13 protein-coding genes and 1 pseudogene are annotated in these 13,487 nt (G+C 72.0%); 4 read left to right on the forward strand and 10 right to left on the reverse strand.

From position 1 onward, the window contains the following. Window positions 1-90: 90 nt before the first annotated feature. From ABT300_RS34400 to ABT300_RS34425, 6 genes are all read right to left on the reverse strand, one after another. The gene (locus ABT300_RS34400) at window positions 91-759 is read right to left on the reverse strand and encodes an ABC transporter permease (RefSeq protein WP_351684275.1); all 669 of its coding nucleotides are present in this window, start codon (window positions 757-759) and stop codon (window positions 91-93) included. Then, on the reverse strand, window positions 756-1,451 hold the full coding sequence (locus ABT300_RS34405; protein ID WP_351684278.1) for an ABC transporter permease: 696 nt from the start codon (window positions 1,449-1,451) through the stop codon (window positions 756-758). The genes ABT300_RS34400 and ABT300_RS34405 overlap by 4 nt, the downstream gene beginning before the upstream one ends. Next, window positions 1,448-2,620 carry an ABC transporter ATP-binding protein gene (locus ABT300_RS34410; protein ID WP_351684281.1) on the reverse strand — a complete coding sequence of 391 codons (1,173 nt, stop codon included), beginning with the start codon at window positions 2,618-2,620 and terminating at the stop codon, window positions 1,448-1,450. The genes ABT300_RS34405 and ABT300_RS34410 overlap by 4 nt, the downstream gene beginning before the upstream one ends. A gap of 383 nt (window positions 2,621-3,003) precedes the next feature. Further along, complete coding sequence (locus ABT300_RS34415) at window positions 3,004-3,777, reverse strand: FAD:protein FMN transferase (protein WP_351684284.1); 774 nt, start codon at window positions 3,775-3,777, stop codon at window positions 3,004-3,006. Between the two features lies 1 nt (window position 3,778). Next, window positions 3,779-4,186: an FMN-binding protein gene (locus ABT300_RS34420; protein WP_351684287.1), complete on the reverse strand. Its 408-nt coding sequence runs from the start codon at window positions 4,184-4,186 to the stop codon at window positions 3,779-3,781. Between the two features lie 10 nt (window positions 4,187-4,196). Then, a complete protein-coding gene (locus ABT300_RS34425) occupies window positions 4,197-5,534 on the reverse strand; it encodes a ferredoxin reductase family protein (RefSeq protein ID WP_351684290.1) in 1,338 nt (445 codons plus the stop codon). Window positions 5,535-5,686: 152 nt separating this feature from the next. Between ABT300_RS34425 and ABT300_RS34430 the strand changes: the two genes are divergently transcribed. From ABT300_RS34430 to ABT300_RS34440, 3 genes are all read left to right on the forward strand, one after another. Next, window positions 5,687-6,379 carry a response regulator transcription factor gene (locus ABT300_RS34430; RefSeq protein WP_351684293.1) on the forward strand — a complete coding sequence of 231 codons (693 nt, stop codon included), beginning with the start codon at window positions 5,687-5,689 and terminating at the stop codon, window positions 6,377-6,379. Then, a complete protein-coding gene (locus ABT300_RS34435; protein WP_351684296.1) occupies window positions 6,376-7,905 on the forward strand; it encodes a sensor histidine kinase in 1,530 nt (509 codons plus the stop codon). The genes ABT300_RS34430 and ABT300_RS34435 overlap by 4 nt, the downstream gene beginning before the upstream one ends. Before the next feature lie 580 nt (window positions 7,906-8,485). Then, window positions 8,486-9,514 (forward strand): lysylphosphatidylglycerol synthase transmembrane domain-containing protein, encoded by a 1,029-nt coding sequence (locus tag ABT300_RS34440; protein ID WP_351684299.1) that lies wholly within the window; start codon window positions 8,486-8,488, stop codon window positions 9,512-9,514. A gap of 218 nt (window positions 9,515-9,732) precedes the next feature. Here ABT300_RS34440 and msrB read toward each other — a convergent pair whose 3' ends face one another. The 4 genes from msrB to ABT300_RS34460 all read right to left on the reverse strand — a co-directional run bounded on the left by msrB (window position 9,733) and on the right by ABT300_RS34460 (window position 13,279). Next, window positions 9,733-10,137 carry a peptide-methionine (R)-S-oxide reductase MsrB gene (msrB, locus tag ABT300_RS34445; RefSeq protein WP_351684302.1) on the reverse strand — a complete coding sequence of 135 codons (405 nt, stop codon included), beginning with the start codon at window positions 10,135-10,137 and terminating at the stop codon, window positions 9,733-9,735. Between the two features lie 13 nt (window positions 10,138-10,150). Beyond that, window positions 10,151-11,536 (reverse strand): UDP-N-acetylmuramate--L-alanine ligase, encoded by a 1,386-nt coding sequence (gene murC / locus ABT300_RS34450; RefSeq protein ID WP_351684305.1) that lies wholly within the window; start codon window positions 11,534-11,536, stop codon window positions 10,151-10,153. Window positions 11,537-11,785: 249 nt separating this feature from the next. After that, window positions 11,786-12,259 carry an indole-3-glycerol phosphate synthase gene (locus tag ABT300_RS34455; protein ID WP_351684308.1) on the reverse strand — a complete coding sequence of 158 codons (474 nt, stop codon included), beginning with the start codon at window positions 12,257-12,259 and terminating at the stop codon, window positions 11,786-11,788. Between the two features lie 192 nt (window positions 12,260-12,451). Beyond that, a complete protein-coding gene (locus ABT300_RS34460; RefSeq protein ID WP_351684311.1) occupies window positions 12,452-13,279 on the reverse strand; it encodes a pyrimidine reductase family protein in 828 nt (275 codons plus the stop codon). Between the two features lie 37 nt (window positions 13,280-13,316). Between ABT300_RS34460 and ABT300_RS34465 the strand changes: the two are divergent. Next, window positions 13,317-13,487 (forward strand): annotated as a pseudogene (locus tag ABT300_RS34465) (cell division protein ZapE); the annotation flags it as partial.

A 13,487-nucleotide genomic window follows, 5' to 3' on the forward strand; every position in this document is an offset into this window, starting at 1 on the left:
GACGGAGGAACTCCCACTCCTCATCGGACAGTTCATGGCGACGTATCACCCGACCATGATCCACCACTCAAGATCAATTGAAGACACGACCTAGTGGGCGCGCCGTACTCCCGGCGAGACCGTCGCGCGGGCGAGGGCCCAGAAGATGCCCAGGGTCGCGAGGGCCATGCCGGCGACCAGGGTGGCGCCGCCGACGACCTTCTCGTAGTCGTGCTGGTAGAGGCCGTCCACGATGAAGCGGCCGAGTCCGCCGAGGCCCACGTACGCGGCGATGGTGGCGGTGGACACGATCTGGATGGCCGCCGAGCGCAGTCCGCCGAGGATGAGCGGCAGCGCGACGGGCAGTTCCACCTGGAGCAGGATGCGCGGCTCGGCCATGCCGATGCCCCGCGCCGCGTCCACCGGTGACGGGTCGACGGAGCGCACCGCCTCGTAGGTGGTGACCAGGATCGGCGGGACGGCGAGGACGACCAGCGGGATCATCACCGGCATCATGCCGAAGCCGGTGGTGATGGTGATGAGCACCAGCAGACCGAAGGTGGGCAGTGCCCGGCCCGCGGTGGCGATCAGCGTGAGGGTGTTGCCGCCCTTGCCGTAGTGGCCGGTGACGAGCCCCACGGGCAGCCCGATGAGGGCGGCGAGGGCGAGCGCCTCGAGCGAGTACTGGACGTGCTCCAGCAGGCGGGTGGGGATGCCGTCGTAGCCGTGCCAGTGGGCGCCGTCGCCGAAGAAGGCGTTGACGAAGTTCAGTACGTTCACCGGACTGCCCCCTCCAGGACGGGCGCCGCCTGCGCGGCCCGGCGGCGCCCGGCGGCGCGCGGCATCCACGGGGTCAGCAGGAGCCGTACGAGGACCAGCGCGGCGTCCACGAGAACCGCGAGGACGGCCGTGGTGATCACGGAGTTCCAGGCCAGTTCCGGCCGGTTGTAGATCTGCGCGTCGTGCAGCAGGTTGCCGAGCGCGCCCTGGTTGCCGATCAGCATGCCGACGCTGACGAGGCTGATGCTGGAGACGGTCGCGACCCGCAGACCGGCGATGATCGCGGGCACCGCGATCGGCAACTGCACCTGCAGATACCGGCGCACCGGTCCGAAGCCCATGGCGGTCGCCGCGGCGAGGGTCTCCTGCGGCACCGAGCGCACGCCGTCGACGATCGCCGGGACGAGCACGACGAGGGTGTAGACGGTGAGCGGGATCATGACGGTGAGCTCCGTCTGCCCCGTGTAGTCGATGAGGACGACGAAGAAGGCCAGGGACGGGATGGCGTAGAGCACGGTCGTCACCCACAGCACCGGCGGGTACAGCCAGCGCAGCCGCACGCACAGTTGGGCCAGCGGGAGCGCGAGCAGCAGCCCGCCCAGCACCGGCAGCAGGGCCTCGCGCAGATGCAGCCCGATCAGCCCGAGCCAGTCGTGCTGGAGGTCGCTGGGGATGTCGAAGAAGCGGTTCACCGGACGGCCTTCGAAACGGTTTCCACGGCGGGCTGTTCGTCCTGCCGTTTCCGCTTCTCCTGTGCGCCGGCCGCGTGGGCGCCGCGGATCGCCTCGGCGATCGCCCCCTGCGGGACGACTCCGGCGGCCCGGCCCTCCGCGTCCACGGCGACGGCCCAGCCGGTGGGCGACAGGACGGCGCAGTCGAGCGCGGCGCGCAGCGAGTCCTGTCCGGCGACGAACGGCCGCCCGTACGACAGCAGTCGGCCGGCGTCGATCTGTCCTGCGGTCAGCGCGTCCGGCTCGCTCCAGCCGAGCGGGCGGCCGTCGAGGTCGGTGACGAGGAGGTAGGGGACGTCGGCCGTGACCCGGGCGCCGATCTGCTCGGCGGTGGAGTCGACCGCGACGATCGGGGCGGTGAGCAACTCCAGGTCGGCGGAGGAGAAGAACGACAGGCGGCGGATGCCCCGGTCGGCGCCGAGGAAGTCCTCGACGAACGCGTCGGCGGGGTCGGACAGCAGCTCGGCGGGCGGCGCGAACTGGGCGAGCCTGCCGCCGGTGCGCAGTACGGCGACCATGGTGCCGAGCTTGACGGCCTCGTCGATGTCGTGGGTGACGAAGACGATGGTCTTGCCCAACTCTTCCTGGATGCGCAGCAGTTCGTCCTGCAGCCCCTTGCGGACGACCGGGTCGACGGCGGAGAACGGCTCGTCCATCAGCAGCACTGGCGGGTCCGCGGCGAGCGCCCGCGCCACGCCGACGCGCTGCTGCTGGCCGCCGGAGAGCTGGTAGGGGTAGCGCTTGGCGAACGAGGCGTCGAGCCCCACCCGTTCCATCAGCTCCCTGGCTCGCGCGCGGGCCTTGTCCTTGCTCCAGCCCAGCAGCCGGGGGACGGTGGCGATGTTGTCGACGATCGTGCGGTGCTGGAAGAGCCCGGCGTTCTGGATGACGTAACCCATCGACCGGCGCAGCGAGTTGACCGGCTGCTGACGGCTGTCGACGCCGTCGATGAGGATGGCGCCCTCGGTGGGCTCGACCATGCGGTTGATCATCCGCAGGGTGGTCGTCTTGCCGCAGCCCGACGGTCCGACGAGGACGGTGATCGAGCGGTCCGGTATGTCGAGGGAGAGCCGGTCGACCGCCACCGTGCCGTCCGGGTAGCGCTTGGTGACTGAATCTATCCGTATCAAAACGCCGAATACCCTTCGGGTCTGGCCGTCTCCGCCCGTACTCGACCACACGAGTTCAGGTCATTGCGGGGAGAGTCTAGACCTGTTGTGTTTCGAACGTATTCGAGGGCACAGCAGCGGCCGGACGGTCCCGGGGAAACACGTGAGAGCGCTTCCGCTGCGCACTGCCGGTGGGTCTGCCGATGCTCACCCGGCGCTCGGCGCTCCGCGCTCGACGACCGGCCCGCCGCCGCTGCGTTTCTCCGTGTTTCGCGGAGTTACCCCGTCGCGCGCCGGGGGCCGGAGCGTCGGACGGACGGGAGGGGCGGCCGGGGCGTCGGATGAGTGGGCGGGAAGCCCAAAGCGTCGAACGGCTGGGAGGGACGGACGGGGCGGGAAGGCCGTCAGGCTGCCGCCGTCCCCGTTCCGGCCGTGGGGAAGCCCGGGGTGCGCAGCACGCCGCCCCCGGCGACCACGGCGTAGACCTCGCAGTCCGTCTGCGAGGCCGCCCACTCCACGCCCTCGCGGCCCAGCGCGAATGCGGCGGTGGCGACGGTGTCGGCCAGGGTCAGGTCCGGGGCGACGACGGTGACGCTGTCGAGGCCGGCCGCCGGGAGGCCGGTGCGGCCGTCGAGGATGTGGTCGCCGCGCTCGTAGCGTGCGGAGGTGGCGACCGCCGCGTCGGTGAGGCCGAGGACGGCGCACACCTTGTCGGCGACGAAGGGGTGACGCACACCGACCCGCCAGGGACCGCCCGACACGACGACGTCGCCGCCGGCGTTGAGGCAGAACCGGGTGAGTCCGGCCGCCGTCAGCAGGTCCGCGGCCCGCTGCACCGACCAGCCCTTGACGACCGCGCAGGGGTCGAGGCCGCGGCCGGGCAGCCGGACGTCGAAGGCCCCGCCGGTGGCGATCCGGTACTCCTCGCACAGGCCGAGCACCTCGGTGAGGTCGTCGCTCAGCCCGTCGGCGGACAGCTCGCCCCGGTCCAGCCGGGACACCTCGCTGTCCTCCCGGTAGGGGCTGAACCGTTCGTCGGCCTCCCGCAGCCATGCGAAGACGGCGTCCGCGGCGCCTTCGGGGACCGACGGGTGGAGCGGCGGGTGGACCGACGGATCGGTGACGTCGTCGATCCGCAAGGAGACGGGAAACCCCATGACGTGCTCGACTCGGTGCATGTCAGGCGCCCTTGGCGTCGATCGCGGCCTGCAGCGACTCCTTGTAGCCGTCGCTGGTGACGGTCGCTCCGGAAACGGTGTCGATGTCCGCGCTCTGTGCCGTAAGCGTTTCCGCAATCAGCTTCGGCACCGCCGCCGTCGTCTGCGGATGATTCGGCTGCTTGAGCATCTCGACGGCCGTGATCCGACTGCCGTCGTAGGTGATCCGGACCTGGACGTCGCCCTTGTCCGTGGCGACCGTCGTCCCGGTGGACGTCCGCGTCCCCGAGGAGGACGTCGACGAGGCTGCGGGCGCGGGGGACGCGGCGGGGGTGGACGCGGCGGTCGACGTGCCGGTGGACGGCTCGTACCGCCAGACCGGGATGAGTCCCACGACGGACAGGATCAGGACAGGTATGGCTCGCTTCACGATGTCTCTCTCATCCCGCCAGGCTGAAGCGCTCGAAGTGGATCTGCGGCCTCGGCACGCCGAGCTCGCGGAGGGTGCCGAGGACCGCGTTCATCATCGGCGGCGGACCGCACAGGAAGACGTCCCGCTGCGCGATGTCCGGCACGAGCGCGGACAGTTCGCGCGGCGCCAGCCGGTCGGGCACCGGCGGCCCGGTCACCAGGTGCAGCTCCGCGCCCTTGGCGAGGGCGAGTCGGTGCAGCTCGTCGTAGAGGACGGCGTCGCGTTCGCCCGCCACCCGGTAGATGACGACGGCGTGCCCGTGGATCTCCTCGAGGAGCGCGCGGATCGGGGTGACGCCCACGCCGCCGGCGATGAGCAGCGCCTCCGGACGGGTGCGGTGCATCGCCGTGAACGCGCCGTAGGGGCCCTCGGCGAAGACGCGCGTGCCGGGCTTGACGTGGCGCAGGCCCGCGGAGCCGTCACCGGCGGCCTTCGCGGTCAGTCGCAGGCGCGAGCCGTCGGGCGCGGCCGACAGGGAGAAGGGGTTCGCCTGCCACCAGCGGTCCTTGGTCATGAACCGCCACAGGAAGAACTGCCCGGCCCGGGCGGGCATCCGGTCGAGGTCGCGTCCGGTGATGTAGACGGAGACGACGTTGTCGGCCTCGGGGACGACCGCCTCGACGCGCAGCTGATGGCGCCAGTTCCGCCACAGCGGCAGCACGAGACGGCCGAGGAGCACCGAGCCGAGAGCGACGCCCCACACGCCGTACCAGTAGGCGGTCGCGGTTGACGACGTCGTGAAGGTGGTGCCGACCGCGACCTGGTGCGTGAAGGCCAGCACCACGGCGACATAGGTGTACAGGTGAATGAAGTGCCAGGTCTCATAGGCCAGCCGACGACGCGCCCAGCGGGCGGAGACGCCGCCGACGACGAGGATCAGCGCCGTGGCGACCACGGCGCGGAAAACGCCTTCGACGGTTTCGGCGAGGTCGACGAGCTGGTTCACCGGGTTCATCGAGGACGACTCGGCGTAGCCGAGGGTGATGAACACCACGTGCCCGACCAGCGTCCACAGCAGACCGAAGCCGGTCCAGCGGTGCCAGTTGGTCAGCCGGTCCATGCCGATCCGGCGGTCGAGCCAGGGCAGCCGGGCCACCAGCAACAGCTGGAACGCCATCAGCAGCGCACCGTACAGACCGGCGAAACGGCCGATCACGACCAGTGCGTTGGAGGCGAAGCCGGCCTGGACGGCGAACAGGGTCACGACGGCCGCGTTGGCGGCCAGCACGGCGTACAGGCCGGTGCGGGCCACCACTTTGGGACGGATCGCCGTGGGGGGCGAGGGGGGCGATTGGACGGTCGTCACGGACGGAAACTCCTAGATCGGGTCCTCAGAACACAGAGCTTCTCCGTGCTTTGCTGTCATTCTCCTGTCGTACAACTTTCAAGATCTTATCGATGTGCGCGCGCGTGTGACACGGCTCTGGCGCTGCGGGACGAGTGGCGCACTATGGGCGGGTGGAAAAAGTACGACTCCTCGTCGTGGACGACGACCCGCCGATCGCCGATCTCGTGGCGACGGTCGCCCGTTACGAGGGCTGGAACGCGGTGACCGCGAACTCGGGTGAGGAGGCGCTGCGCCGCGCCGCCGACTTCCACCCGGACATCGTGGTGCTCGACCTGATGCTGCCCGACATCGACGGTTTCGGTGTGCTCGACCGGTTGCGGAACACCGGCACGATGGTTCCCGTCGTGTTTCTGACGGCGCGCGACGGGGTCGCCGACCGGGTCGCGGGGCTGACCCGGGGCGGGGACGACTATCTGGTGAAACCGTTTGCGGTGGAGGAGCTGATGGCCCGGCTGCGCACCGTGCTGCGACGCAGCGCGGGCCCCGGTTTCCAGCGTTCCGTGCTGCAGGTGGCGGACCTCACCATGGACGAGGACACCCGTGAGGTGCGACGCGACGGGAGACTTCTCACCCTGACGCCCACCGAGTACGAGGTGCTGCGTTATCTGATGCGCAAGTCCCCCACCGTGCTCACCAAGGCGCAGATCCTCGACCATGTGTGGGAGTACGGTTTCGGCGGCCGTTCCAACGTCGTCGAGCTGGTCGTCAGCCGGCTGCGCCGCAAGCTCGACGCGACGGGCGACGACCCGCTGATCCAGACGGTACGCGGTTTCGGCTATGTGCTCCGGCAGGCGGCCGAGTGATCGTCCGGTTCCTGCGGTCCTACCGCAGGCTCCGGCTGGGCACCCGGCTGGCGCTCGGCCTGGGCGCGCTGTCGCTGGTGGTGTTCGCGGTGGTCGGCGCCATGCTGACCATGTACATGCGGGGCTATCTCGACCGTCAGCTGAGCGACCAGATCAAGCTCGTCCAGGTCGTGCAGTCCAAGGACGCCAAGGCGCACGGCGTCGTGGAGCGTCAGCCCTACTACGGCTGGTACACGGCCGTCTACGACGTGTCGGCGGAGTCGGCCGTGCTGCGCAAGCCGGCCGACGTGCCCGCGGACACCACGGCGCTGACCGCCCTGGCCCGGCGGATGTCCGGCTCGGACGTCGACATCACCCGCACGGTCCGGATCGGCGCGGGCACGTATCTGTTGCGCGCCTGCGAGGTGTCGCCCGGCGTGGTGCTGGTCAGCGCCGCGCCGACCGAGGACATCGACGGCACCATGCGCCAGCTGATCACCATGCAGGTGGTCGCGTTCGGTCTGGCCCTGCTGGCACTGGTGGTGTTCGGCCGCCGGATGCTGAAGAACGGTCTGAAACCGCTCAGCGACATGGCGCACACCGCGCACGGGATCGCCTCGCACGACCTGAGCGAGTCGGCGTCCCGGCTGCACCTGCGGGCGGACGCCCCCGGCGGCGGGCCCGAGGTCGAGGAGCTGCGGACGGCCTTCAACACCATGCTGGAGCACATCGACGACTCCCTCGCCGTGCGGGCGGAGGCCGAGCAGCGGCTGCGCCGCTTCGTCGCCGACGCCTCGCACGAACTGCGCACGCCGCTGATGTCGGTACGCGGTTACGCGGACCTTTTCCAGTACGCGGCCGCCAACGCCCCCGAGGAGCGCGACAAGCACCTCGCCCGACTGCGTGCCGAGGCAGCGCGGATGGGCGTCCTCCTGGACGACCTGCTGCTGCTGGCCCGTCTCGACGCCGCCGAGGTGGAGACGCCCCTGCGGATGGAGGAAGCCGACCTCGTGGAACTGGCCGAGCAGGCGGTCGACGCGTTCCGGGCGAGTCATCCCGGGCATCCGGTAACGGTGTTTCCCGGCCCGGCCGCGGTTCGGATGAGGATCGATCCGCATCGCATCCGGCAGGTGCTGGACAACCTCCTCACCAACGCGGCCGTGCACACCCCGGCCGGCACACCGGTCTCGGTCGAGGTGACCGTCTCCGCGGAGGCGGCGCGGGTCCATGTCACCGACGAGGGGCCAGGCATCCCGCCGGAAGAGCGGGAAAGCGTCTTCGACCGTTTCTACCGCGTCGACAAGGCCCGCAGCCGCAACCGAGGCGGCAGCGGGCTCGGCCTCTCGGTCGCCCGCTCCCTGGTGCGCGCGCACGGCGGCTCGCTGGAGCTGGACGACACGACGACCGCCACGGTCTTCACGATGACGCTGCCCCTGGGATCGTCCGGATCCCCCGTCGGCGGCACAGACGTGAAAGGGACCCGTGCGGGGCACGGGAAGGGCTCCGACGCCTCAGGCCGGGTGAACCTCGGCAGGCGTCCGGGATGAACCGGGAGGCACACGGGCAGAAATTCCCCAGCCCCATCGCAACCCCGGGCTTCATCGCACCCCGTTTCATCGCACCCCGGCCGCATCGCATCACCGCTTCATCGCACACCGACCCACGGCACCCCGGGCTTCATCGCACCTCGCCCCACGGCGCCCCAGTGGCCGCCGCGCACCGCAGCCCGACAGCACCGCAGCCGGACCGCACCCCGGTCAGGCCAGGCGCCAGCCCCACCGCACACCGGACCCACGGGACCCACCCAGCCCACCGGGCCCACCAGACCCGCCTTCCCGGCCGCACCGCCGGTTCCCACCGCACCGCAGCCCCACGCCACCCCAGCTCAGCCCCACCCCCACGCCACCTCAGCCCCACCCCAGCTCAGCCCCACACCAGCTCAGCCCCAGCCTCACTCCACCCCTGACCCATCGCACCGCGGTCGCCCGTCGGCCCGCACTCCGTCGGCTTGTGGTCACCGCACCGCCTCACCGAAAGGGAACGCATCCCGTAGCACCCCTCCCCGAGCTCGCCCCCCATCCGTCACACCGCCGGGCGCGGTCACGACGAGGAAGGACGACGTGCGCCGTGTCCCTGTTGCCCCTCGACGACCCCACGCCCCCGCCGCCGTCGACGCCCCCGGCCTCTGCCTCGGCCGCGGAGGAACGCCGCCGCCCGTCGGCCTCAGCCGCCACCCGCCGCGCCCTCGCCCTGCTGCCCCTGCTGTTCCTCTCGGTGTGGGCGGCGCTCGACTGGCACACCGTCCGCGACGGCGTGGCCCGGCTGGCCACCGCCGATCCCTGGTGGCTGCTGGCCGGGCTCCTGTGCACCTATCTGGGGGCGGTCGCCGCGGCCTGCGTCCGACAGGGCGCGATCACGGACCGGCTGCCGCCGGGCGCGCTGCTCGCCTCGCAGATCGCCGCCGGCGCCGCCAACCACGTGCTGCCCGCGAGCATCGGCGCCCATGCGGTGACCCTGCGGTTTCTACGGCGCGAGGGTGTCCCGCTGAACCGCGCCACGGCCTCGATCGCCCTGTACTCGCTGGTCAGGGCGGTGGCGAAAGTCCCCCTGTTGCTCGTCTTCGTGCTCGCGGCCCCCACCGCCGTGCCGCCCGTTGCAGAACTGTTTCCGCAAGGGCGGGCGCTGTTTCTGACCGCCGCGTGCCTTCTGCTGGCCCCGGTGGCGGTCGCGGCGCTGTTCGTCGTGGCCCGGCCGTTGCGCCGTCCTGCCCTGGACTTCGTCCGGACGGCCCTCACCGACGCCCGACGCCTGCACACCCGCCCCGCCCGCTTTCTGCCCCTGTGGGGCGGAGCGGCCGCGGCTCCGCTGCTCCAGGCGTGTGTGCTGGCCTGCGTGGGAACCGCGCTGGGCGTGCCGCTGTCCTGGTCGCAGCTGCTCTTCGCGTTCCTCGCGGCCAGCACCGCGGCCGGTGTGGTGCCCGCGCCGGGCGGAATCGGTCCGATCGACGCGGCGCTGGTCCTCACCCTGGCCGGATACGGCGCCCCGCTGCCCCTCGCCACGGCGACCGTCATCGGTTACCGGGTGCTCACGGTCTGGGCGCCCCTGCCGCCGGGGATGCTGGTGCTGTCGGCGATGGTGCAGCGCGGGCGGCTGTGAGCCTCGTCGGCCTCCCACCGCGCGCCGAGCCTCCGTAGGCACGCTGCCGGAAACATCGCCGAAGGGGTCGAAGCGGCGCCGAACCCCTCGTACACCGCACCCGACACCTGACACCCGACGTCCGACACCCGACGCTCGGCATCCCGCGTCCGTCGCGCCGGCGCGCCGACACGACGCGCGTCACGCCTGCCGCGCCCGTCCCTTCGGCGACGGCGGCGTCAGTCCTGCGCGGTCAGCTGCAGGGAGATGCTGTTGATGCAGTACCGCTGATCGGTCGGGGTCTGGTACCCCTCACCCGCGAACACGTGTCCGAGGTGGGACCCGCACCGGGCGCACCGCACCTCGGTGCGCAGCATCCCGTGCGAGCGGTCCTCGATCAGCTCCACGGCGTCGGTGTCCTTCGGGTCGAAGAACGACGGCCAGCCGCAGTGGGAGTCGAACTTGGTGTCGGAGGTGAACAGTTCGGCGCCGCAGGCCCGGCAGGAGTAGACGCCCCGGGTCTTGGTGTCGGTGTACTCGCCGGTGAACGCGGGCTCGGTCGCGGCCTGGCGCAGGACGGCGTACTCGGTCGGCGTCAGCTCCGCCCGCCACTGCTCGTCCGGCTTTTCGACGTCGTACGACATGAGCCTCAGCCCCTCACTGGGAAAGACGGTCCAGAATGCGCGGGCCCAGGTCCGTCACGTCTCCCGCGCCCATGGTGAGAACGAGATCACCGGCCTTCGCCATTCCCGCGATCACGGCGGGCGCCGCGTCCTTGTCGTGGACGGCCGTCACGTCGGCGCCCGCGGCCCGCGCGGCGTCGATGATCAGCTCGCTGGTGACGCCCGGGATCGGGTCCTCGCGGGCCGGGTAGACGTCCAGGACGACGGAGGCGTCCGCCAGGGCCAGCGCCTGCCCCATCTCCGTGCCCAGTTCCTGCGTGCGGGAGAACAGGTGCGGCTGGAACAGGACGAGGATGCGGGCGTCGCCGACCGCCGCGCGCATCGCCTCCAGGTCGGCCGTCATCTCGGTGGGGTGGTGGGCGTAGGAGTCGACGACCTGCACGCCCGCCGCCTCGCCCTTGAGCTGCAGCCGGCGCTTGACGCCCGTGTACGCGGCCAGCGCGGGGGCGAGCTCCGCGGCCGGAACGCCCAGCGCGACGCCCGCCGCCAGCGCGGCGACGGCGTTGTGGGCGTAGTGCCGGCCGGGAACGGAGACGGCGAAGGTGAGCTGCTGCCCGTCGAGCAGGACGCTCACCTCGCTCTTCAGGCCCTGCGGGACGACGGACAGGACGCGCACGTCGGCGTCCTCGGCCTCGCCGTAGGTCACCGTGCGCACGCCCTCGACGCGCCGGGTCAGCTCCCGGGCGCCCTCGTGGTCGGCGTTGATCACCAGGGCGCCGCCGGGCACGATCCGGCCGGCGAACGTCTCGAAGGACGCGTAGATCTCGTCCATCGAGGCGTAGTTGGCGTGGTGGTCGAGCTCGACGTTGAGGACGATGGCGACCTCGGGCGCGTACTTGTGGAAGCTGCGGTCGGATTCATCCGCCTCGGCGACGAAGATCTCGCCCTCGCCGTGCAGCGCGTTGGACCCGGGCGCGTCCAGGTCGCCGCCGATGGCGTAGGAGGGGTCCAGCCCGAGCTCGGACAGCGACACCGCCAGCATGGACGTGGTGGTCGTCTTGCCGTGCGTGCCGGCGACGGCGATCGGACGCAGTCCGTCCATCAGCCGGGCGAGCGCGTCCGAACGGTGGACGACCGGGATGCCGAGCTCGGCGGCCCGGGCGAGCTCCGGGTTGTCGGCGCGGATCGCCGAGGAGACGACGACGCAGCTCGCGTCGTCGGCCAGGTGGCCGGCGGCGTGCCCGATGTGCACGGTCGCCCCGAGCGCCCGCAGTGCCGCCGCGGTCTCCGACTCCCTGGCGTCGCTGCCGGCGACCTTCGCCCCGCGCTGCGCGAGGATCTTGGCGATCCCCGACATCCCGGCCCCGCCGATGCCGATGAAGTGCGGTCGGTCCATGGCGGTAGGAAGGCCGGGTGCCATGTGCGTGTCTCCAGGGTGCGCTGCGACGGTGAACGCGCCCCAGCCTAGGGGGTCGGACCGGCCGCACCGCCCCAGGGGCGCGGAGAACCCCGCCCCCGCCCCTTCACGGCCCGCGGCCGGGACCGTCACCGCGCCGACCGCGTCCGCCTCCGGGACCGGGACCGGGACCGCCTCCGGGACCGGGACCAGGACCAGGACCGGGACCGGGACCGGGTCAGCGTCCGCGTGGGACGTTCTTGGCCGTGTCCGTCACGCCTTGCTGTGCGAGAACAGCTTCAGCACCGGGACGCCCACCTTGTGCCGGGCCCGGGAGGCCCAGTCCCGGTGGAAGAACTCCTCCACGTAGTGCGGATCCGTCAGCACGATGACCTCGTCCGCTCCCACCTCCGCCACCAGGGACTTGAGCGCGTCGAGCGGATGGTCCTCCACGAGGCGTCCCACCGCCGGGCTGCCGGAGGCCTGCAGCGCCTGGAGCGACACCTCCAGCGCGCGCACGCCGAAGCCCTTCGCCTCCTCGCCCTCCGGTGTCTCGCGCTCACGGGCGGCCTCGTCCAGCTCGCCGAGGGCGACGTCGTCGATGGCCCTCAGCAGACGGTCGGCCTGGTCGCCGCGCGGCTGGAGCAGTACGTGGAAGGCGACCCGCTCGTCACCGTGCAAGGTGGTGACGAACTCCACGTCGGCGGACGTCAGGGCCTTCTCGATCATCAAAACGCTTGTGAACACCGGCGCCCCATTCTCTGCGAGGACCCCCGTGGCCCTCTGTCCTCCGTGGGCCGTTCGCGGCCCCTGCGGAAACCATCCTTCCCCGTGATCGCACGGGTACTGCGAGATTCAGTGTGCCCGCCGGACACCAAACGGAACGGATCGCTCCACCCATTCGGGCCGTCGGCGGCGGGGCGAACCCGTTCGCGTCGGTCACGGCCGCCGGTACCTGCCGAACAGGAAGCCCTCCTCCTCCAGCAGGGACGCGAGGGCGAACCGCTGCGGGACCGCGACCGACGGCCCGCCCGCGATCCGCCGGGCGTCGCCCGCGGTGAGCATCGGGGCGACGGTCAGGCACAGCTCGTCCAGCACCCCGGCGGCCACGAACTGCCCGAGCAGCCTCGGCCCGCCCTCCGTCAGCAGCCGGGTGTGGCCGAGCGCGGCGAGGGCCTGCACGGCCCGGGCCGGCTCCACGCCCGTGCCGTCCCCGGCGGCCACCACCCGCACGCCCGCCTTGCGAGCGGCCGCCACCCGGTCGGGGGCGGCCGCCGCTCCGGTCAGGACGAGCGTCGGGACCAGCGGCGACGAGAAGAGCGGGAGGGAGAAGTCGAGATCGAGGCCTGCGGTCACCACGGCGATCGCGGGGGCGGGCCCCTGTCCGGCGGCCTCCCGCCGCGCCGCGAACTCCGCACGCGCGCGTGCCGGGCGGTATCCCTCGAGCCGGACCGTCTCCGCGCCGACGACCACCACGTCCGCGAGGCCTCGCAGCGTGCCGAAGATCCGCATGTCGGCGGCGGTGGAGATGGGCTGGGAGCGCCCGTCGTGCGAGGCCGCGCCGTCGAGGGTGGACACCATGTTGGCCCGCAGCCAGGGCCTCGGCTCGCCGGGAGGAGCCTGCGGGTAGGCGTAGGCCTCGGCGAGCTCGTCGAGGCTCCACTCACGGTCCTCGGCGCCCGCACCCCCCTCGCCCAAGGCCCCGAGCGGGCCGCCGCCGGAGCCGGTCGTCGCTGTCTGGTCGGTCACAGGGAACAGCCGTCGCATGTCAGGCAGTCTGGCACGCCCCGTAGCATGGGGAACCGTGTCGTCCTCCTCCGCCGCTCCCGGCCTCAGCCCGACAGCCGACGCGTCGCCGGCCTCCCTCTGCGCCCGGCAGCCGCACGTCCCCGCGGACCGGCTGGTCGCCGAGATGGTGCCGCCGCCCCGGTTCGACGCCGTCCGCTTCAGCACCTACCTCCCGGACCCGAACCAG

The organism is Streptomyces sp. NPDC001027 (assembly GCF_040299045.1).
Lineage (GTDB): Bacteria > Actinomycetota > Actinomycetes > Streptomycetales > Streptomycetaceae > Streptomyces.

Excerpts from the sequence above, each read along its gene's own strand:
- ABT300_RS34415 (WP_351684284.1), bottom strand. The coding sequence starts at position 3,777 with ATGCACCGAGTCGAGCACGTCATGGGGTTTCCCGTCTCCTTGCGGATC.
- msrB (WP_351684302.1), bottom strand. The coding sequence starts at position 10,137 with ATGTCGTACGACGTCGAAAAGCCGGACGAGCAGTGGCGGGCGGAGCTG.
- murC (WP_351684305.1), bottom strand. The coding sequence starts at position 11,536 with ATGGCACCCGGCCTTCCTACCGCCATGGACCGACCGCACTTCATCGGC.
- ABT300_RS34460 (WP_351684311.1), bottom strand. The coding sequence starts at position 13,279 with ATGCGACGGCTGTTCCCTGTGACCGACCAGACAGCGACGACCGGCTCC.